We start from the raw sequence: 20,631 nt of genomic DNA, 5'->3' as shown, positions 1-20,631 counted from the left end.
GGAGAGTGCAACACAGTGGCGGATTTCCGCCCACTCATCCTGTCTCGTCCTACAATTTGGCGGATATCCGCCTTGTCGCCCCACTGGGTGATGGCTACCATCCGCCACTCCATGGATGAGGCCCTTGCATGCGTGAACGTACCATCGCCAGCCATTACGCCCGAGCGGCCCTCGGCGGTGCGCGCCGAGCCGGTTTCGACTACTCGGGGGTGTTGCAGCAGGTGGGCATCACCCCGGAACTGCTGACCGAACCCCGCGCCCGCATCGCTCCAGAGCAATTTGCCCGCTTGCTGCAAATGCTCTGGCTGGGGTTGGATGACGAATACCTGGGGTTTGCCGAAGGGCCGAGCAAACGCGGCACTTTCGCCATGATGTGCCACGCGCTGATCCATTGCCGCACGCTGGAGAAGGCGCTGGAGCGCGGCTTATTGTTCTATAGCCTGTTCCCCCAAGGCCCACGCTGGCAGCTGACCAAAGAAGGCGACATGGCGCGCCTGAGCCTGGACGACTCACAGCTATGGGACCCGGACCACTTCCTCAGTGAATGCCTCCTGGTGATCTGGCATCGCCTGGGCAGTTGGTTGATCGGCCAGCGTATCCGGCTGCAGCAGGCCACCTTCAGTTACCCGATGCCGGCCCATGCCGGTGAATATGACCTGCTGTTCCCCTGCCCCCAGGTGTTCGGCGCGCCGACCAGCAGCCTGGTGTTTCCCAGCCGCTACCTGAGCCTGCCGCTGTTGCAGGATGAACGCACCCTCAAGCACTTCTTGCAGCGCTCCCCTGCCGACTTGTTGTCCCGGCCGGATGAAGGTGACAGCCTGAGCAGCCAGTTGCGCCGCCTGCTGAGCCGCGACCGCACGCCCTGGCCAGACCTGGAAGCCGTCGCCCAGCACTTGCACATCAGCCCACAGACCCTGCGTCGGCACCTGCGCGAAGAAGGCACGAGCTTTCAGGCATTGAAAGATGAGTTACGCCGGGATATCGCCATTTACCACCTGGGGCGGGCGGATTTGTCTTTGCAGGAGATCGCCGAGCAGTTGGGGTTTTCCGAACCGTCGGCGTTTCATCGGGCGTTCAAGAAGTGGACGGGGCTGACGCCGGGGGCCTACAGAGCGCAGGAGAGTTAGCGGTGTATTGCCTGCGATGAGGCCAGTGCAGATCACAAGGCAGGAAAGTGAATCCTGAACGCCGCCCCACCCAACGCTGAATCCCCCAACGTCAACCGCGCGTGATAGCTTTCGATGATGTCCTTGACCACCGCCAGCCCGATCCCCTGCCCCGGGTGCTGGCGATCTAGCCGTTCGCCGCGCTGCAGGATCCGTGCACGCTGGTCCGGTGGTACGCCGGGGCCGTCGTCTTCGATACACAGCTCAATGCCATCGAGGTTTTCCACCAGGCTGATACGCACTTGCTTGAGGCACAGGCGGTAGGCGTTTTCCAGCAGGTTGCCGAGCATTTCGAGCAACGCGCCCTTCTCGATGGGCACTTCGCAGGCCTGCGGTAAATCGAAGGTCACGGTGACCCGCTTGTCGCGGTAAACTTTTTCCAATGTATCGCACAGGCTTTGCACCACCGGTTCCAGGCGGACCTGGTGGCGCACCAGGCCACTTTTACGCAGGCTGGCACGCTGCAGTTGGTAACCGATCTGCTGGCTCATGCGTTCGATCTGCGATTGCAGCACCCACGCCTGGCTACGTTCTTCGGGGCGCTGGGCCATGTCTTCGCTCACGCCCTGCAACACCGCCAGTGGCGTTTTCAGGCTGTGAGCCAAGTCATCGAGGGAGTCGCGGTAGCGCGCACGCTGTTCGCGCTCGCTGTGCAGCAAGCGGTTCAGGGAGCCGGTCAGGCGCAGCAGTTCGCGGGGGTGTTCTTCGCTGAGGCTTTCGCGGGTGCCGCCTTCGATCTGGTCGAGTTCATGGCTCAGGCGTCGCAGGGCTTGCAGGCCCCAGGTCAGGCCCAGCCACAACAGCGTCAACAACACCAGCAAGGCCGCGCCGAACCCGAGGTAGAGGTTCTCGCGCAGGCCTTCGAGGGTCAGTTGGTATTCGCGTACCGGCTGCAGGGCGACAATGCTGAACGCCGCGCTCTTGCCTCCCAGCAGCCGGACCTCGACGTCATACACGAAAAATTCCTGGCCATTGGCCTCGCGAATGCGCGCAAACTCGTTGCCGCGCCCGTCGTAGCGCGGTTTGTAGTTGATGTTTTCTTCCTGGGTCGCCCGCGAGCGCCATACCAGATGGCCTTCCCGGTCGTAGATATAGCCCAGCAGCCGACTGTCGGTGAGGTTGAAACGCTCATCGGGCAACTGCGCCGGCATCAGCAGGCGGTTATTGTCGACCCGCGCCGCAGATATCAGGGTGGTCACATCCGACGCCAGGCGCTGTTCGATGGAATCCTGCAACGCCAGGCTGAACGCGCCTTGCATGGCCGGCAACAGGCCGAGCATAAACAGCACGGCCAGGGTGGCGGCCGCCAGCATCAGGCGCACACGTAGCGAACGAATCAACGGCAGCGCTCATTGAACAGGTAGCCCAGGCCACGCACGGTGTCGATCGGCTTGAACCCGGCCGGGCCTTCCAGCTTGCGGCGCAGGCGGCCGACCAGCACTTCGATCACGTTTGGATCGCGCTCGTCGTCATCCGGGTACAGTTGCTCCATCAAACGGTCTTTGGCGACCACTTGTTGATGATGACGCATCAAGTATTCGAGGATCCGATACTCGTAGGCGGTCAGCGCCAAGGGTTGCTCGTCCAGGGAGGCTTGCTTGCGGTTGAGGTCCAGCAGCAGCGGCCCGGCAACGATAGTCGACTGGGTAAAACCGCTGGAGCGGCGCAGCAAGGCGTTCATGCGTGCCTCCAGCTCTTCGAACTGGAACGGCTTGACCACGTAATCGTCGGCCCCGGCCGCCAAGCCTTCAACCTTGTCCTGCCAGTTGCCGCGGGCGGTGAGGATCAGGATCGGGAAGGTCTTGGTCTGGGTGCGCAACTGGCGAATCAGGTCCAGGCCGCCCATGCCGGGCAGGCCAAGGTCGATGATCGCCAGGTCATGGTTGAACTGGCCGGTCTGGTACAGGGCTTCTTCGGCATTGGCCACGGCTTCGACCACATGCCCGCTGTCGGTCAGGCGGGTAAACAGGTGATGACGCAGCAGCGCCTCATCTTCCACCACCAGCAATTTCATAAGGTTCTCCACTGCAATTCAACTAGCCGACAGGGGGATATCATAGCGGCCCTGCAGCTCTTGGGGGCGCAGTTTTATGCCATTGTAGTGGCCAGTCAGGTGCGCGTAGCCGCTGCGATAGTCGGGTTGCGCAGGGGTAGCGCCCAGGGCCTGGCCCCACGGCGCGGCCTGGGTGCCGGCGTCTTCGAAGCTGACACGATGGATCAGGTTGCTGGATTTCTTGGTTTTCTCGCTGCCAAAGGCCGCAAAGGCGCCATCGGACGCCTGCACGCCGGCAGCGGCGCCGAGCATGGTCAAGGCCAACATCAGCTTTTTGATCGCAGTCATGGTGGTTACCTCATACGCATTTAGGCTGTGGGGCCCAGACTACGCAGGCGCCCCTGAACTCCCCCTGAACGGGCTCTGAACCGCAGCTGAACCGCATCGGGCTATCCACTGGCGCACCAACTCGGCAAAATACCGCGCATGACGCCCCTACCCGCTTGCTGCACCCCACTCGATGATCATTGGCCGTTGCCGGTTTCTTTGCCGGGCACGGTGTTTTTGAGCACGCGATTCGACCCGGCTTTATTGAGCCACGGCGATTTTCAGCGCTGCGATGTGCCGCCGCCCGCGAGCATCCAACGCTCGGTCGCCAAGCGCCAGGCGGAATTTCTCGCCGGCCGCCTGTGCGCGCGCGAAGCGCTGCAACGACTCGATCATCTGCACTGCATCCCGGCCATCGGCGAAGACCGTTCCCCGGTCTGGCCAGGGCATATCAGTGGTTCCATCACCCACAGCACCGGGCACGCTGCGGCGATTGTCGGGCACAAGGCGCAATGGCGCGGGCTGGGCATGGACCTGGAGCATCTGCTGACGGTGGAACGGGCCGAACGCCTGGCCGGGGAAATTTTGACGGCCGATGAGCTCCAGCGCATGGCCGCCCTGCCCCGTGAGCAACACGCCTTGCTGGTGACGCTGACGTTTTCGGTGAAGGAAAGCTTGTTCAAGGCGCTCTATCCGATCGTGCACAAGCGCTTTTATTTCGAGCATGCCGAGGTGCTGGAGTGGTCAGCGGCTGGGAGGGTGCGGTTGCGGTTGCTGACCGATCTTTCGCAAGAGTGGGGCCATGGCAAAGAGCTGGAAGGGCAGTTTGTGGTGCAAGGGGAGCAGTTGTTGAGCCTGGTGGCTATCAGCGCCTGGTAGGCCACCATCGCGGGCAAGCCCGGCTCCCACATTGGGAACGCATTCACCTGTGGGAGCTGGCTTGCCTACGATAGCGGTTTCAGGGTTTATTCTGATCCCTGGGCCAGCTCAGGCTGAAACACGCCCCACCCAGGTTATTGCTCTTGCTGATCAACGCCCGCCCGCCGTGCCAATAGATAATCCGCCGCACGATCGACAAACCCAGGCCATGCCCGCCAGAGGCGCGGGTACGGCTGTCATCCAAGCGCAGGAACGGCGTGAAGATCCGCTCCCAGGCGCCTTCCGGCACACCGGGGCCGTCGTCTTCCACATCGATGCGACAGCGCACCTGCCCCACCTGATAACTGATCAACACCTGGCCTCTGGCGTGGCGCATGGCGTTACTCACCAGATTTTGCAGGGCACGGTGCAAGTAGCGCGGTTCAGCGTCGACCCAGGCGTCATCCCAATGTGCCGAGGACAGGCAAATACCCCGGGTGACGGTGACCTGCGGGCGCAATGGCGATAATTCGCCAATCACCTGGTCGAGCAATGCATTAAGGTCCACGCGCTGGAAATTCAGTTCCGGCGCACCCTGTTCCAAGCGGGCATAAGTGAGCATCTCGTCCACCAGGCCATCAAGGTCCTGGATATCGCCATCCATACCCTCCAGGTACTTGCGCCGCGCCTCGGGCGTGGCGGCGTCACCGATCATCTCCAGGCCAAAACGCAGGCGCGCGACCGGAGTGCGCAGCTCGTGGGAGACCGCCCGCACCAGCTCACGCTGAATCGCCAGCAATTGCTGCAGGTGCTCGGCCATGCCATTGAAAGCTGCCGCCAGCCGCCCGACCGAGTCTGCACCGCGAGCGGGTACGCGCACTTCCAGGTTGCCCTTGGCGATACGCGTAGCCGCCGCCTCAAGACCTTTGAGCCGGCGCTCAAGTTGACGCACCAGCAAATAGACGATCAAGCCGATCAAAGTCAGGCCGATCAAGGTGATCAGGATCAGCCATTGCGCCGGGTACGGGTTCATCTGGTACAGCGGGCCGATCTCCAGTACCCATGGGGTGCCGACCATGCCGGCAAACACGCGAATCGAATCGCCGCCCTTGCCCAGCGCCATCACCGTATCGCCCTCCGCGACGCGACGACGCTGGTCGTCGTCCATGTCGGCCTGGTCAAGGGCCATCAGGTGCATTTCAAAACCAAAACCCTTGGCGTGTTTGATGTCGGCCAGGCGCTGGGGCTGTTCGGCCACCGGGAAACGCACCAGTTCGTCGGCCAGCAGGTAAATAGTCGCACGGGCCAATTGCTCGCTGATCTGCTGCACTTCGCCGGTGAGCACCAATTGCTCTTGCTCGCTGACCAACCGCAGCACCCGCGCCGCATGAGGCCCGGTCTGCTCAACCAGGACCTGGCCGCGTTGCAGGCGGTTGCGCTGGCCCAGGTCCAATTGCGCATCGGTGAACGTGCGCAGCTCCAGCGGGATGCCCAGCAAGCGCTCCCACACCGCCAAGGCGCGCTGCCGTTCAATGGTGCTCATGGGTTGCAGGTTATCGCCCATCAACGCAAAGGTGCCGTGGGCCAGGCGCTCACGGTACTGGCCGCTGCGCACGTCATTAAGCAGGTGCAGTGCCAGGGCGCCGAGCAACGCCACCAGGATCAGCGCCGCGCACATGCCGCCGTAGATGCGCAGGAAGATCGAGTTCACAGCGGCATATCGGCAGCGGCTTCGGGGACGAACAGGTAGCCTTTGCTGCGGATGGTCTTGATCAGGCGTGGGTGGAGCGGATCGTCGCCGATCTTTGGCCGAATGCGCGAGATACGCACGTCAATGGAACGATCCTGGCCGTCATAGCCGATACCACGCAGCGCTATGAAGATTTCTTCGCGGGACAGGATGCGCCCGGCGTTCGCGACCAGCAGCCACAGCAAGTCGAATTCAGCGCTGGTCAGTTCGATGCTGCCCTCATGCAACCAGGCTTCGCGCAAGGCATTGTCCACCACCAATGGGCCAAACTGCAGGCGGCGTTGATGTTCCATTGCGGGCGGCAAGACCGGCTCGCTGCGGCGTAGCAGCGCCTGGATACGCGCCAGCAACAACCGCGGGCGCACGGGTTTGCACACGTAGTCGTCGGCGCCCATGTCGAGGCCCAGCACCTGGTCCATGTCGTCGGTGCGCGCGGTAAGCATCAGGATCACGCCGTCATAGCGCTCGCGCACTTTACGGCAGATGCTCAGGCCGTCTTCGCCGGGCAGCATCAGGTCGAGGATCACCAGGTCCGGCTGCTCGGCGATGATGCGCGCCGCGGCCTTGGCACCATCGCCTTCCACGGACACACGCAGGCCATTGCTTTCCAGGTACTCACGGGTCAACTCGGCGAGTCGCTCGTCGTCCTCGACGATCAGTATCTGCCAGGCTTCTTGCTCCATGCAGTGTCCTCTTTTTTATAAGACGTTCTTCTGGCCGACACAATCGAATGTGAAATACGGTCGGTGTGGGAGCTGGCTTGCCTGCGATGGCGGTGGGTCAGCGCGCCTGTTGGTGGCTGATACACCCCCATCGCAGGCAAGCCAGCTCCCACATATTGATCCTGCGCAGGCATAGCCTGTTTGTCATGTTTTGAAGGCATAACAAAGGCCGATTGTAGCCATGCACCGGCCCTTGAACACAAGCCGGGAAATCCATTCGGTCATGGCGATTTTTTGTGGTAGGGTTCGCGCCCTCAAAATTCCCGCCGGCAGTTTCTACCCGGGAATATTCGGTGACAAACGGTGTAATCCAGTAGTAATGCGGCCTACACGGGTGTTCCATGATTCATACACATTTTACCCACAGCGTTATCCACAGGTAGTGCGTTGCTAAGCCCCCGAAAACGCATTATCTTGTACCTCGGCGCTAAAAAAACCCTACATGTAGGGTTTTCAGCGAAAAGACCAAACACAGATCAGACAAGAAACTCAAGCGCTTTCTTGCTCGTGCTTGGTTGAACCAAAGCATTTTTTGAAAGCCCAAACCGCGCACGCGGATGGCAACCGTTTTCCAGCCCGATTGGCAGAAAACGGTACGGGTGTTGCAGGGCTTGAATGGGGCCACTGTTACCCACCAGGAATACGGCTAAGGGCTCCCCGGCCCCGAACCAAAGACTTCGGCATGGAAGCGGCGCGATGAGCTCCCTTCCTCCTGTCCCGAAGTTGTTATGCCAGGCCCAGGCCTGCTGTAAGTGCTTCAGGACGGAACGGTGGGCACCGTGATGGTGCCCAAATAAATATAGAATGTGGAGACCCCCCCTCATGCAAACCGACACAACTCGCGAGAACCCGCAGGGCTCCGTGCCGCAGGCCGCTGATTCGAACCTGGATCTGTCCGCCACTGCACCTGGCCAACTGCGCGTGATCAAGCGTAACGGCACTGTCGTTCCTTATACCGATGACAAAATCACCGTCGCCATCACCAAAGCGTTTCTTGCAGTTGAAGGCGGCACCGCTGCCGCTTCGTCGCGCATCCACGACACCGTTGCACGCCTGACCGAACAGGTCACCGCGACCTTCAAGCGTCGCATGCCATCGGGCGGCACTATCCACATCGAAGAAATCCAGGACCAGGTAGAACTGGCCCTGATGCGTGCCGGCGAGCAAAAAGTGGCCCGCGACTACGTGATCTACCGTGACTCGCGCGCCAAGGAGCGTGCCGTACGTTCCCCGGCCGAAGAAGCCGCCGTACAAGCGCACCCGTCGATCCGCATCACCCTGGCCGACGGCAGCTTTGCCCCGCTGGACCTGGGCCGCCTGAACACGATCATCACCGAGGCCTGCGAAGGCCTGGAAGAAGTCGACGGTGACCTGATCCAGCGCGAAACCCTGAAGAACCTGTACGACGGCGTGGCCCTGACCGACGTCAACACCGCGCTGGTGATGACCGCCCGTACCCTGGTCGAGCGTGAGCCGAACTACTCGTTCGTGACCGCCCGCCTGCTGATGGACACCCTGCGTGCCGAAGGCCTGGGCTTCCTGAAAGTCGCCGACAGCGCCACTCACCACGAGATGGCCGACCTGTACGCCAAGGCCCTGCCGGCCTACATCGCCAAAGGTATCGAATTCGAATTGCTGAACCCGGTCCTGGCCACTTTCGACCTGGAAAAACTCGGCAAGGCGATCAACCACGAGCGTGACCAGCAGTTCACCTACCTGGGCCTGCAAACCCTGTACGACCGTTACTTCATCCACAAGGACGGCATCCGCTTCGAACTGCCGCAAGTGTTCTTCATGCGCGTGGCCATGGGCCTGGCGATCGAAGAGAAGAACAAAGAAGACCGTGCGATCGAGTTCTACAACCTGCTGTCGTCCTTCGACTACATGTCGTCGACCCCGACCCTGTTCAACGCCGGCACCCTGCGTCCACAGCTGTCGAGCTGCTACCTGACCACCGTGCCGGATGACCTGTCGGGCATCTACCACGCGATCCACGACAACGCCATGTTGTCCAAATTCGCCGGTGGCCTGGGCAACGACTGGACCCCAGTGCGTGCACTGGGCTCGTACATCAAGGGCACCAACGGCAAGTCCCAGGGCGTCGTACCGTTCCTGAAAGTGGTGAACGACACCGCCGTTGCCGTGAACCAGGGTGGCAAGCGCAAAGGCGCTGTATGTGCCTACCTGGAAACCTGGCACATGGACATTGAAGAGTTCATCGAGCTGCGCAAGAACACCGGTGATGACCGTCGTCGTACCCACGACATGAACACCGCCAACTGGATCCCTGACCTGTTCATGAAGCGCGTCTTCGATGACGGCAAGTGGACCCTGTTCTCGCCATCCGAAGTGCCGGACCTGCACGACCTGACCGGCAAGGCCTTCGAAGAGCGCTACGAGTACTACGAAGCCCTCACCGAGTACCCAGGCAAGGTCAAGCTGTTCAAGACCATCCAGGCCAAAGACCTGTGGCGCAAAATGCTGTCCATGCTGTTCGAAACCGGCCACCCATGGTTGACCTTCAAGGACCCATGCAACCTGCGCAGCCCGCAGCAGCACGTGGGCGTGGTCCACAGCTCGAACCTGTGCACCGAGATCACCTTGAACACCAACAAGGACGAGATCGCCGTTTGCAACCTGGGCTCGATCAACCTGCCGAACCACATCGTCAACGGCAAGCTGGACACCGCCAAGCTGGAGCGTACCGTCAACACCGCCGTACGCATGCTCGATAACGTCATCGACATCAACTACTACTCGGTGCCACAGGCGCAGAACTCCAACTTCAAGCACCGTCCGGTTGGCCTGGGGATCATGGGCTTCCAGGACGCGTTGTACCTGCAGCACATCCCTTACGGTTCCGATGCAGCGGTCGAGTTCGCCGACAAGTCCATGGAAGCGGTCAGCTACTACGCGATCCAGGCTTCCTGCGACCTGGCCGACGAGCGCGGCGCCTACGAGACGTTCCAGGGTTCGCTGTGGTCCAAGGGCATCCTGCCGCTGGATTCGCAACAGATCCTGATCGAAGCCCGTGGCCAGAAGTACATCGACGTCGACCTGAACGAAACCCTGGACTGGGCACCGGTACGTGCCCGTGTGCAGAAAGGTATTCGTAACTCCAACATCATGGCCATCGCACCGACCGCCACCATCGCCAACATCACTGGCGTGTCGCAGTCGATCGAACCGACCTACCAGAACCTGTATGTGAAATCGAACCTGTCGGGCGAATTCACCGTGATCAACCCGTACCTGGTTCGCGACCTGAAAGCTCGTGGCCTGTGGGACTCGGTCATGATCAACGACCTGAAGTACTACGACGGTTCCGTGCAGCAGATCGAGCGCATCCCGCAAGAACTCAAAGAGCTCTACGCGACCGCCTTCGAAGTGGACACCAAGTGGATCGTTGACGCCGCCAGCCGTCGTCAGAAGTGGATCGACCAGGCCCAGTCCCTGAACCTGTACATCGCCGGCGCTTCGGGCAAGAAGCTGGACGTGACCTACCGCATGGCGTGGTACCGTGGCCTGAAAACCACTTACTACCTCCGTGCCCTGGCCGCCACCAGCACCGAGAAGTCGACCATCAACACCGGCAAGCTGAACGCAGTGTCCAGCGGCAACCACGGTGATGACTCGGTACTCGCAGCGCCAGCCGGCCCGGCACCTGTGCCAAAGGCCTGCGCGATTGACGAGCCGGATTGCGAAGCTTGCCAATAAGCTGAACCTGCCCTGGGTTTAACCACCCGAGGCAGAAAAGCCCCCGATACACCTAGGGTGTATCGGGGGCTTTTTCTTGGGCGGGCATAAAGCCCTTGTTGCGGTATTGCTGTTCGGTCAATACCTGGATGGACAGCATGAAGCAGATGCAAATGTGGGAGGGGGCTTGCTCCCGATAGGGTGTCAGTCAATGGATACTTGGCTGATTCACCGCTATCGGGGGCAAGCCCCCTCCCACATTTTAAAGCGCTAACCTATCAGGTCATCTGAATGATGGTCTGCATGATGGTGCTTTGGGTGGAGATGGTCTTGGCGTTCGCCTGGTAGTTGCTCTGGGCCTTGATCAGGTCCACCAGCTCGTTGGTCAAGTTGACGTTGGAGTTCTCCAGGGAGGAGGCCTTGATCGACCCCAGAGTGCCAGATTCCGGGGCGTCGTAGCCCGGCTGGCCCGACGCGAAGGTCTCTTTCCAGGTCGTACCGCCGGCGGGCTGCAGGCCCTGCTCGTTGTTGAAGCTGGCCAGGGAAATCTGGCCGATGGCCTTGCTCTGCTGGTTACTGAAGGTGGCGAAGAGCACGCCGCTGCCATCGATCTTCAGGCCGGTGATCTGGCCGGTGGCGTAACCATCTGTGACCGGCGGGTTACGGTAGCTGGCCGAGTTGTACTGGGTGACGGTGCCCATGTTGATGGCGATGCCGTCCTTGTTAGCCGTCGCATCGTTAGCTTTCCATACGCCATCGGTCACCGTGCCAGGTATCCAATCCTTGATGGTCAAGGTGTTACCGGCAACACCGCCGGTCACGATGCTCTTGAGGTTACCAGCACCATCGAAGCTCAATGTCGACGGCACAGGCGCCTTCACGTCAGCACCGGTACCGGTACCGGTAGGAGCCGAACCATCAGGATTGCGGCCATCGATCAAGGTGTAGGCCTGCCACTGGTTGGCATCGGTTTTGACCAGGTACTGCACCATCGGGTGCGCATTGCCCTGGGAGTCGTACAAGGTGGTGCTGTATTGCGTGGTGAAGCTTTCGGACTTGGTTGGATCAAACGGGTTCTTGGACTGATCGATCACCGGCGACGAGGAGTTCAGGTTGCTGGAAGAGTCCACCTTGGTAGACGCCTTCGGCGGCAGGTTCGCCAGGTTCAGCTGCAGGTCAACCAGGCCGCCTTTGGTGATTTTGCCATTCTCGTCCGCGGCATAGCCTTGCAGGCGCGAGGTGCCGGTATTGTTGGTGATATAGCCGTCTTTGTCCGCACGGAAAGCACCGCTACGGGTGTATTCCAGCGAACCGTCGCTGCCCTTCTGCACGAAGAAGCCACCACCCTGGATCGCCATGTCGAGGATGCCGCCACTCCCGTTGACGTCGCCCTGGGTGAACTGCTGGGACACCGCCGCCAGGTTCACACCGTTGCCGATGCTGTTCTGGCCGGTGCCCAGCTTGGAGGCCGCGTAGATATCCGCGAATTCCGCACGGGATGACTTGAAGCCAGTGGTCGCGACGTTGGCGATGTTGTTGCCGGTCACGTCCAGTTGTTTGTTGGCCGCATAGAGGCCGCTAAGGCCGATGTTAAAAGACATGTTTCTCTCCTCTGCCGTATTTAGCCGGCTCTATGTACCGATAGTCTGAATTTGCGACAGCTTGACGCTGCCCATGCCGCCTGCAAGGTTGAGCAGCATTTCGCCGCCGGTCTTGCTCAGGGTCACGCTGGTGACCGTGGCTGGTAGCGAGGTGGTCAGGGCCACCGCGTCACCTTTGTCGTTCTTGGTGGAGGCATTGAAGGTGTAGGTGCCGGCTGGGGCGACCTCACCCTTATCGTTCTTGCCGTCCCAGATAAAGCTCTGGCTGCCGGCACTCTGCGCGCCCATATCCACGGTACGTACGACGTTGCCGTCCTTGTCGGTGATCTTGACGGACACGTTGCCCACCGCCGATGGCACCGCCACTGAACCGTTCATGCTCTTGCTGGTATCCACCATGGCTTTGTCGGTCTGGATAATGATCGACCGCCCCACCAGCGACGAAGCCTGCAGCGCTTGAGAAGAGCTGAAGTTGCTGGAGATGTTGTTCACCGAGTCGTTCAGGGTGTTGATGCCTTCCAGGCTGCTGAACTGGGCAAGCTGGGCCACGAACGCGCCGTTGTCCTGGGGCGACAGCGGGTTCTGATTTTTCAGCTGGGTCACCAGCAACTGCAGGAATGCGTCCTTGCCCAGCGCCTGGTTACCCGTGGCAGCTTTGGAAACATTCGATACATTGTTCGAAGCGTCCTTGACCTTGGAGTTGAACAGGTCCTGGACAGCCGTGTTGTTTGACGTATCAACGATGGCCATTATTTGGCGCCCCTTATCACTGACCCAGGGTCAGGACCTTCTGCATCATGGTTTTGGCGGTGTTCATCATTTCCGCGTTGGTCTGGAACGAGCGGCTGGCGGAAATCATGTCAGCCATTTCCTCGACCACGTTGACGTTGGGGTAGTAGACGTAACCCTTTTCGTTCGCGGCAGGATGGTTGGGCTCGTAACGGGCCTCCAGGTTGCTCTGGTCTTCGACCACGCCCAACACCTGCACGCCGGAGCCGGCGGCGTCCTGATTCTGGAACAGCGACTCGCTGCCGCCTGCCTGGCCACCCTGGAACATGGTGGCGAATACCGGATGGCGGGCGCGATAGGTCTGGTCAATACTCGAGGAGACGGTCTCGGCGTTGGCGATGTTACTGGCGACGGTGTTCAAACGCGTGGTCTGCGCGCTCATGCCACTGCCGGCAATATTGAAAACACTGGACAGGGACATGGCTTACTCTCCGCGCAGGGCTGACATCAGCCCTTTGAATTTGCTGTTGAGCAGGGTGAAGCTGGCCTGGAAGTTCACCGAGTTTTCGGCGTAGTTCGATTGCTCCAGCTGGGCGTCAACGGTGTTCTGGTCGATCGACGGCTGCATCGGCGTGCGATACAGCAGCGACTCGTCACCATTGCCCAGGCCTTGCGCTTCGATATGACGGCTATTGGTCATGTTCAAGGCGAAGGTGCCGTTCTTGGTCTTGTCCTGTTGTGCGGCGAGCACGGCGGAGAAGTCCAGGTCCCGAGCCTTGTAGTTCGGGGTGTCGGCGTTGGCGATGTTGTTGGCCAGGACTTCGGCACGCTGGGCGCGGAAGCCCAGGGCTTGTTCGTGGATACCGAGCGCTTTATCGAAGCTGATGCTCATGGCGGAAACCTTTAGGCTGACCTGCTGTTCGTTAGCAGGGTTATAGCAAGGTGTATGCCAAACTTGCGAAAGCCCCGTATATAAAGGGTTTCGAGGGAAGTTGCCGGCGACTATGCCAGAAAAGCGGCAAGCGATTTCCGCGTAGTGCCAGTAAAGCGGCAATGGGCAGTTGCCGCTTTACGCCAGCTTGCCGAGAAAACAAATGTGGGAGCTGGCTTGCCTGCGATGGCGGAGTGCCTGCCGACCTATTCGTCGACTGACAAAACGCTATCGCGGGCAAGCCCGGCTCCCACAGTTTTATTGCATACACCCAGGCTACTTGGCCTGGTAGATGATCCCTGGGCTGCATTGCACCATCTGGAAGTGATCCGGCAGCCCATTGAGCGCCTCGGAAGCACCGAGGAACAGATAACCTCCGCGCTTGAGGGTGCCGTGGATGCGCAACAGAATGTCTTTCTTCACTTCAGCCGAGAAATAGATCAGCACGTTGCGGCAGAACACCATGTCGAACTTGCCTAGGCTGGCGTAGCTGTCGAGCAGGTTGAACGAGCGAAATTCGACGCGGTTCTTGATCGGCGCCTTGATCGCCCAACGCCCCGCCCCTTTGGGATCGAAGTAACGTTGAAGGCGCTCCTGGGACAAGCCTCGGCCCAACGCCAGGCTGTCGTACTCACCGGTCTTGCAATTGGTGAGCATAGTGCCGGACAAGTCCGTGGCCACAATTTGCGCGCCGGCTTTCAACTGGCCCATGTTGGTCCGCTCGAACTCGTCGATGGACATCGAGATCGAGTACGGCTCCTGCCCCGAGGAACAGGCCGCCGACCAGATACGCAGGCGCTGGCCCGGGCTGGCCTTGATGGCTTCCGGCAAGACTTTGTTCTTGAGCACTTCAAAGGGATAGGTATCGCGAAACCACAAGGTTTCGTTGGTAGTCATGGCATCGACCACCATTTCCTTGAGCCCACTGCGCGGCTGCCCCTGGATCCGCTGGACCAACTCACCCAGGGACTTGATGCCCTGCTGTTCCATCAGCTTGTTGAGACGGCTGGATACCAGGTACTGCTTGTTTTCACCGAGCAATATGCCACAGGCTTTTTCCAGGAAGACCCGGAACTGTTCGAAATCCAAATTACCCGTAGACAATGATGCCGCCTCTTAAATCGTGTGACCGCCGGGGGAAATCCCCTAGCCGTGATCTGCTGCCTTGATCCGGTCGACTACCCGGGATGCGAGGTCATCAGGACGGAACTTGGCCAGAAAGTCATCCGCACCGACCTTCTTGACCATTGCCTGATTGAATACCCCCGACAACGAAGTATGCAGGATGATATGCAACTTTTGCATGCGTGGATCGTTACGTATTTCGGCCGTGAGCGTGTAGCCATCCATTTCCGGCATCTCGATGTCAGAGATCATCATCAAGAATTCTTCTTCAGGCCTCTTGCCTTCGTCTGCCAGCTTGCGCAGGTAATCCAAGGCCTGGCGGCCATCATTGAGGGCTACCACCTCAACCCCGACCGTTTGCAGGCAACGCGTGACCTGCTTGCGCGCTACAGAAGAGTCGTCCACGGTCAACACCCGCAGCGAAACCGCCTTGTGTGCCGTTTCGGCATCCACCACCCCGACGGAAATGGTTTCCGAGGTGGGGGCCACTTCGGCGAGGATCTTCTCCACGTCGATGATTTCCACCAACTGGTTATCGACCCGCGTCACCGCCGTCAGGTAGTGATCGCGCCCCGTGCCCTTGGGCGGCGGATGGATCTCTTCCCAGTTCATATTGACGATGCGCTCCACCGAGCGCACCAGGAAACCCTGGGTCTTGGTGTTGTATTCGGTGATGATCACGAAGGGGTTCTGGCGGTCTTGCAAACCCGCGGCCCCCGTGGCCATGGCCAGGTCAAGAATCGGAATGGTCGCGCCACGGATGTTGGCCACGCCGCACACCACTGGACTGGACTTGGGCATGATCGTCAACTTGGGACATTGCAGCACTTCACGCACTTTAAACACGTTGATGCCATACAACTGTTTGCCATCCAGGCGGAAAAGCAACAACTCCAGGCGATTCTGCCCTACCAGCTGTGTGCGCTGGTTTACTGAATCCATTACACCTGCCATGCCCAGACTCCTAAATCCTAGGGGTACGACGCGTACCCAACACTAAACGGCACGAGCTTTGCTATTTACTGAGTATGGATATTAAAACGACAGTTTCCCGACACCCTGGCCGCTCACGCTACCGTAGACTGCTCTGCGCCGCGATGGCACTGCTTGTCTCGGGCCTGGGCGTCACGGCCCGTGCCGACAACGTCACCCTGCCTGATCTACTTATCGGCGTCACCCAAGGCTTTCTTGAGTTCACTGTAGAAGATTATCTGGCGACTACCCAGACGCCGGGGCGTTATGAAATTCAGGTCAACCAGTTGGACCCTCGCTTGCGCATGCCAATGTGCGACAAGGAATTGACAGCCACTCTGGAAAGCCCCGCCCAGCCCATCGGCCGTGTGACCGTAAAGGTACGCTGTGAGGGCGCCTCGCCCTGGACGGTTTTCGTACCAGCTCAGGTCAAGCTGTATCGCGATGTGGTGGTAGTGGCGCGACCATTGAAGCGCACGGGTATCATCGGCTACGACGACGTGGCGTTGCGCGAGCGGGATATCAGCTTGATCAACCAGGGCTACCTGACGTCGCTGGACCAGGCCATCGGGCAGAAACTCACCCGGCCAGTGGTCACCGACCAAGTCCTCACGCTGGTTCATCTGGAACAGGCCGAGGTGATTCGCAAGGGTGACCAGGTGGTAATTTCCGCCAGCAGCGGCGGCCTGAACGTCAGGATGCCGGGCGAGGCGCTGTCAAATGGCGGCATGAGCGAACAGATCCGCGTCAAGAACCTCAACTCCAATCGCGTGATCAAGGCGCGGGTCACGGCACCAGGCCAGGTCGAGGTGGCGCTATAGATGACTGGAATCAAATGCCAGCTTTTCCTACACTGTGTGCTGGATATTGAGCCGTACAGGTTTATTGTCAATCGAGCCTAAAGTTTGCCTGGGTATGGCCGAAAACATGGCAAGCGTCCAAATACCCAGAGGTTTTTCAACATGGTCATTGATTTCAGTCGTTTGAATAACACCCCGGCCTTGCCCGGCAATACGCGCACCGCCGGTGCCAAGGACAGCGTAGAGGCCAAGCCGCAGCCCTTGCCTGCCAAAGCAGAACAGGCCGCCGCCAGCCAGAGTGGGGAATCGGTACACCTGAGCAATGAGGCTCAACAGTTGCAGAAGGTCACTGACTCGCTGCGCGATCAACCCGTCGTCAATAAAGCCCGCGTGGCCGAGTTGAAACAGGCTATCGCCGATGGCAGCTATAAAGTCGACAGCAACCGTGTAGCCAGCAAGCTGCTCAACTTCGAAGCCGAGCGCTAGGCAAACGCCTGCGCTGGGCTTTTGGACGCTTAAAACCCAAGGCCAGCCATGCACCACGACGAACATTTGCTCCAACTGATCATTGATGATCTGGCGCCGACGCAACAATTGCTCGAGCTGCTCAAGGAAGAATCACTGGCCTTGTACGGCCGGGATATGCCCTTGCTGGAAGAAATCCTGGCGCGCAAACAGTCCCTGATTGTCTTGCTCGAACAGCACGGCAAAAAACGCAGCGAGATTCTGATCAGCCTGGGCCTGCCCGCCGATCATGATGGCCTGGCACAACTGGCCAGCCACTCCTCAGTCGGCGATCAACTGCTGGCACAAAGCAAAGAACTCAATCATTTGCTCGCCCAGTGCCAGGAAGCCAACCTGCTCAACGGCCAGTCGATCCAGCTTCAGCAAGCCACCACCGCCAATCAGTTGCGCATACTGCACGGCGGAGAACCTCCGGCCCTGTATAACGCCCAAGGCTCCACCTCACGCCTGATCAAACCAAGCACCCGCAGCCAAGCCTGACGCCGGTTTACAGCGCGACCTATCCAAGGCGCGCTACATACTGGCAAAATGCCGGTTCTTGCGTGTAGTCGTATTTTGCCTGGAGATGGAAGAACCGTGTTCAACGCCCTTAATGCGGAAGATGCACCGCAGCCACCCAAGGTGCTCACCACGCCTCTGGAAATCGCCAGCACGTTGCGGATGCTGCAAGAAAGCCATGACCCGCTGATCATCACCTTCCACGAACGTAGCCAGCGCTTCCAGAGCTACCTGGTGGACATCGACCGGGACAGCAAGACGCTGGTACTGGACGAAATGATTCCCCGCGACGGTGAACGCTATCTTGAGAATGGCGAAGCCTTCCGTATCGAAGGTTTCCATGAGGGCGTGCGGGTTGCCTGGGAAAGCAACGGCACCTTGACCATCAGCGAGAAAGGCGGCCACCGCATCTACAGCGGCAACCTGCCCGGCGAAGTGGTTTACCATCAACGACGCAATGCCTTCCGCGCCGCACTGAAACTCGCGCAATTGGTGGATATTCAGTTAGGTGGCGAGAAGCTCAAGGCCCCTGTCAGCGGTAAGCTGTTGGATATCTCGGCAACCGGCTGCAAATTGCGCTTTGAAGGCGACATCTCTGAGCGTCTGCAGTTGGGCCAGGTCTATGATCGCTTTATCGCCGCCCTGCCCTTCGGCAGCATGTCCACCTCCGTGGAACTGCGCTATCTACACTTCGAAGACAAGATCAACACCACCTTTGCCGGCGTGCGCTTTCATAACATGAGTGGCTTGGTGCAGCGACAAGTGGAACGCTTTGTCTACCAATTACAGCGTGAAGCTCGGCGCTTCGATAAAGACGACGATCTTTAAGCGTTAGACGCTGAGATAAAAAAACGGGCAGATCCTGATGGGATCTGCCCGTTTTTTCGTTCAGGGGCGTGCCCTGCTCAAGTCATGGGGATGTTCGTCCGGGTCTGGTGGCTCGTGCGGCTCTTCGCTCGTCGGCTCATCGGTTTCAGGGGCAGGCTCTGGCTCGGGCACAGTGACTTGCATCTGATCCTGTACCACCTGCTCATCCACCCGCGGGTCAAGGGCAGCCACCAAAGGCGAACTGGACATGCTGTCGGGCATCGCCACGTGATGCAGCGGCGCGTCATCGACCTGATGCAGGTTGGTCACCGCCTTGGGGCGAATGCGCCACACCAGGATCAATGCACACAGGCTGAAAAACGCATAGAGCATCTGGCTGCCGAATAGCTTCATTACCACACCGGCCAACAGCGGCCCTACGCTGGCGCCGATCCCGTAGGTCACCAGCAACATGGCCGTCAGCGATACCCGACGATCGCCTTCCACATGGTCGTTGGAAAAGGCCACTGCCAAAGGGTAAAGGCAGAACTGCACCAGCGAACAGAAGAAGCCTGCCACGAACAACACTTCCAGCGGAACCTGCGTCATGATTGCCAACGGCAAGGCCGTCACCGCCAGGCACAAGGCGAAGCAGCGAATCAGCAGCGCGCGGTCATAGCGGTCCGACAACCACCCCAGTGGCCACTGCACGACCAATCCAGCAAAAATGCAGCTACCCATGAACAGGCCGACTTGCTCGGTCGTCAGGCCCTGCTGAGAGGCGTACAGCGGTGCCAAGCCGTAGAACGAACCGACGATCAACCCAGCGCCCAACACGGTGCTGAGCGACTGCGGCACACGCTTGATAAAGAAACGCGGCTCCATCGGGGCCGGGTGCAGTGGGGCCGGGTGAATGCGTCGAGTCATTGCCACCGGGACCAGGCACAGCGCAAAGCACAACGCCACGAGCATCAACAGCTCAAGCCCAAGATGGGGATGCATGACCAGGATCAGTTGGCCCAGCACCAACCCAAGGTAGGACGCAATCATGTAGCCGCTGAACACTACACCGCGCTGCTTGGCATCCGCCTGCTCGTTGAGCCAACTCTCGATGACCATGTACTGGCACATCATCCCCAGGCCCACGATCATCCGCAGCACGATCCAGGCTGGCAGCCAATCAATCAAACCGTGCCCCAGCACCGCTGCACCGACGATGCCCGCGCAGGTGGCGTAGGCGCGAATATGCCCGACCCGGGCGATGAGGCGGTGTCCGAGCTTGCCGCCCAGCACCAAGCCAAAATAGTTGGCGGCCATCAGCGCACCGACCCACAGGCTGTCGACATTGTCTGCTGCCAGACGCAAAGCCAGATAAGTACTAAGTAGGCCGGAGCCGATCAGCATCATCAAAGAGGCGAAATAAAGGGCTCGAAAAGATTTCCAGATCTGGCGCATCGGCGTTCCGAGCGGCTCCTTGCGGTGAGGGGTAGGGCTATCAGCATGATAGTCCGGGGCGGTTGGATCCGGACAGGCAGCAGGGCCTGTTCCCGGCGATTATTTTGTTTCACAGCTCAGACGCTACGTGGGTGTCTGCGAGGTACATAACCGTGGAGATAAATACATGGCGCACCACCTGTGAACCTTGATAACACGCAAGGTTCGACTGGTATTCGGGTATCTGTACAAAAGGTTTCAATGGAACGCTATGCAGGCTTTGGAAGTTGGCGTGCTTTTAGAGCGCCCAAAACAAAACCCCAACTGCTTTCGCAATTGGGGTTTTGGAATTTAATCTTGACGATGACCTACTCTCACATGGGGAAACCCCACACTACCATCGGCGATGCATCGTTTCACTGCTGAGTTCGGGATGGGATCAGGTGGTTCCAATGCTCTATGGTCGTCAAGAAATTCGGGTACTGAGTCGTGGCCAGCTGGCCTCGCTTCAGCAAATTGGGTATGTGATAGATCGTGGTGTTTTGTGAGCGTCGAACTTTCGGTTCATTGCGTCTTCACACACCGCAATCTGGCCTTTCGACTCAAATTGCTTGGGTGTTATATGGTCAAGCCTCACGGGCAATTAGTATTGGTTAGCTCAACGCCTCACAGCGCTTACACACCCAACCTATCAACG

The 20,631-nt window shown here is 59.6% G+C and carries 19 protein-coding genes and 2 rRNA genes; 7 read left to right on the top strand and 14 right to left on the bottom strand.

Going from position 1 to position 20,631, the window contains the following annotated elements; translation table 11 throughout:
* Nucleotides 1–128 precede the first annotated feature (128 nt).
* Nucleotides 129–1,127 (top strand): AraC family transcriptional regulator, encoded by a 999-nt coding sequence (locus tag JFT58_RS10335; RefSeq protein WP_054897925.1) that lies wholly within the window; start codon nucleotides 129–131, stop codon nucleotides 1,125–1,127.
* Between the two features lie 32 nt (nucleotides 1,128–1,159).
* Here JFT58_RS10335 and JFT58_RS10330 read toward each other — a convergent pair whose 3' ends face one another.
* Genes JFT58_RS10330 through JFT58_RS10320 form a run of 3 tightly spaced genes read right to left on the bottom strand, consistent with a single transcriptional unit; the run spans nucleotide 1,160 to nucleotide 3,507 of the window.
* Nucleotides 1,160–2,506, bottom strand: coding sequence for an ATP-binding protein (locus tag JFT58_RS10330; RefSeq protein ID WP_019817208.1), 1,347 nt, complete (start codon nucleotides 2,504–2,506; stop codon nucleotides 1,160–1,162).
* Nucleotides 2,503–3,180, bottom strand: a complete 678-nt coding sequence (locus JFT58_RS10325) for a response regulator (protein ID WP_003193559.1) — start codon at nucleotides 3,178–3,180, stop codon at nucleotides 2,503–2,505. The genes JFT58_RS10330 and JFT58_RS10325 overlap by 4 nt, the downstream gene beginning before the upstream one ends.
* Before the next feature lie 18 nt (nucleotides 3,181–3,198).
* Complete coding sequence (locus tag JFT58_RS10320; protein WP_054897924.1) at nucleotides 3,199–3,507, bottom strand: hypothetical protein; 309 nt, start codon at nucleotides 3,505–3,507, stop codon at nucleotides 3,199–3,201.
* Nucleotides 3,508–3,645: 138 nt separating this feature from the next.
* Here JFT58_RS10320 and JFT58_RS10315 point away from each other — a divergent pair, with 138 nt between their 5' ends.
* Nucleotides 3,646–4,365 carry a 4'-phosphopantetheinyl transferase family protein gene (locus JFT58_RS10315; protein WP_054897923.1) on the top strand — a complete coding sequence of 240 codons (720 nt, stop codon included), beginning with the start codon at nucleotides 3,646–3,648 and terminating at the stop codon, nucleotides 4,363–4,365.
* 79 nt (nucleotides 4,366–4,444) lie between these two features.
* Here the strand turns inward: JFT58_RS10315 and JFT58_RS10310 are convergent, their stop codons facing one another.
* Nucleotides 4,445–6,055 (bottom strand): ATP-binding protein, encoded by a 1,611-nt coding sequence (locus JFT58_RS10310; protein WP_054897922.1) that lies wholly within the window; start codon nucleotides 6,053–6,055, stop codon nucleotides 4,445–4,447.
* Nucleotides 6,052–6,777, bottom strand: coding sequence for a response regulator (locus JFT58_RS10305; protein ID WP_054897921.1), 726 nt, complete (start codon nucleotides 6,775–6,777; stop codon nucleotides 6,052–6,054). Before JFT58_RS10305 ends, JFT58_RS10310 begins: the two co-directional genes overlap by 4 nt.
* 861 nt (nucleotides 6,778–7,638) lie before the next feature.
* On the opposite strand from JFT58_RS10305, the gene JFT58_RS10300 reads away from it, so the two are divergent.
* Nucleotides 7,639–10,533 carry a ribonucleoside-diphosphate reductase subunit alpha gene (locus tag JFT58_RS10300; RefSeq protein ID WP_032895655.1) on the top strand — a complete coding sequence of 965 codons (2,895 nt, stop codon included), beginning with the start codon at nucleotides 7,639–7,641 and terminating at the stop codon, nucleotides 10,531–10,533.
* Between the two features lie 257 nt (nucleotides 10,534–10,790).
* On the opposite strand, the gene flgE is transcribed toward JFT58_RS10300, so the two are convergent.
* From flgE to JFT58_RS10270, 6 genes are all read right to left on the bottom strand, one after another.
* Entirely contained in the window at nucleotides 10,791–12,113 is a 1,323-nt protein-coding gene (gene flgE / locus JFT58_RS10295) for a flagellar hook protein FlgE (protein WP_054897920.1), read from the bottom strand.
* A gap of 30 nt (nucleotides 12,114–12,143) precedes the next feature.
* Entirely contained in the window at nucleotides 12,144–12,863 is a 720-nt protein-coding gene (gene flgD / locus JFT58_RS10290) for a flagellar hook assembly protein FlgD (protein WP_034128455.1), read from the bottom strand.
* A gap of 16 nt (nucleotides 12,864–12,879) precedes the next feature.
* The gene (gene flgC / locus JFT58_RS10285) at nucleotides 12,880–13,323 is read right to left on the bottom strand and encodes a flagellar basal body rod protein FlgC (RefSeq protein ID WP_032895649.1); all 444 of its coding nucleotides are present in this window, start codon (nucleotides 13,321–13,323) and stop codon (nucleotides 12,880–12,882) included.
* A gap of 3 nt (nucleotides 13,324–13,326) precedes the next feature.
* Entirely contained in the window at nucleotides 13,327–13,734 is a 408-nt protein-coding gene (flgB, locus tag JFT58_RS10280; protein ID WP_034120825.1) for a flagellar basal body rod protein FlgB, read from the bottom strand.
* A 315-nt stretch (nucleotides 13,735–14,049) separates the two neighbouring features.
* Nucleotides 14,050–14,877, bottom strand: coding sequence for a protein-glutamate O-methyltransferase CheR (gene cheR / locus JFT58_RS10275; RefSeq protein ID WP_014719581.1), 828 nt, complete (start codon nucleotides 14,875–14,877; stop codon nucleotides 14,050–14,052).
* A 42-nt stretch (nucleotides 14,878–14,919) separates the two neighbouring features.
* Nucleotides 14,920–15,852 (bottom strand): chemotaxis protein CheV, encoded by a 933-nt coding sequence (locus tag JFT58_RS10270; RefSeq protein ID WP_034128456.1) that lies wholly within the window; start codon nucleotides 15,850–15,852, stop codon nucleotides 14,920–14,922.
* Nucleotides 15,853–15,926: 74 nt separating this feature from the next.
* On the opposite strand from JFT58_RS10270, the gene flgA reads away from it, so the two are divergent.
* The 4 genes from flgA (at nucleotide 15,927) to JFT58_RS10250 (ending at nucleotide 18,521) form a co-directional block, all read left to right on the top strand.
* Nucleotides 15,927–16,691, top strand: a complete 765-nt coding sequence (gene flgA, locus JFT58_RS10265; protein WP_054897919.1) for a flagellar basal body P-ring formation chaperone FlgA — start codon at nucleotides 15,927–15,929, stop codon at nucleotides 16,689–16,691.
* Nucleotides 16,692–16,832: 141 nt separating this feature from the next.
* Complete coding sequence (gene flgM, locus JFT58_RS10260; protein WP_054897918.1) at nucleotides 16,833–17,156, top strand: flagellar biosynthesis anti-sigma factor FlgM; 324 nt, start codon at nucleotides 16,833–16,835, stop codon at nucleotides 17,154–17,156.
* Nucleotides 17,157–17,204: 48 nt separating this feature from the next.
* Nucleotides 17,205–17,675 (top strand): flagella synthesis protein FlgN, encoded by a 471-nt coding sequence (locus JFT58_RS10255; protein WP_034128459.1) that lies wholly within the window; start codon nucleotides 17,205–17,207, stop codon nucleotides 17,673–17,675.
* 96 nt (nucleotides 17,676–17,771) lie between these two features.
* Nucleotides 17,772–18,521, top strand: a complete 750-nt coding sequence (locus JFT58_RS10250; RefSeq protein ID WP_054897917.1) for a flagellar brake protein — start codon at nucleotides 17,772–17,774, stop codon at nucleotides 18,519–18,521.
* 60 nt (nucleotides 18,522–18,581) lie between these two features.
* Here JFT58_RS10250 and JFT58_RS10245 read toward each other — a convergent pair whose 3' ends face one another.
* The 3 genes from JFT58_RS10245 to JFT58_RS10235 form a co-directional block, all read right to left on the bottom strand.
* Nucleotides 18,582–19,955, bottom strand: coding sequence for an MFS transporter (locus tag JFT58_RS10245; protein ID WP_034128461.1), 1,374 nt, complete (start codon nucleotides 19,953–19,955; stop codon nucleotides 18,582–18,584).
* Between the two features lie 334 nt (nucleotides 19,956–20,289).
* Nucleotides 20,290–20,405 (bottom strand): 5S ribosomal RNA (rrf, locus tag JFT58_RS10240).
* 151 nt (nucleotides 20,406–20,556) lie between these two features.
* Nucleotides 20,557–20,631 (bottom strand): 23S ribosomal RNA (locus JFT58_RS10235); the annotation flags it as partial.

The sequence above is a fragment of the Pseudomonas sp. MF6767 genome, assembly GCF_016405475.1.
In the GTDB taxonomy this organism is placed as follows: domain Bacteria; phylum Pseudomonadota; class Gammaproteobacteria; order Pseudomonadales; family Pseudomonadaceae; genus Aquipseudomonas; species Aquipseudomonas paracarnis.
This window is presented reverse-complemented; position numbering and strand designations above follow the sequence as displayed.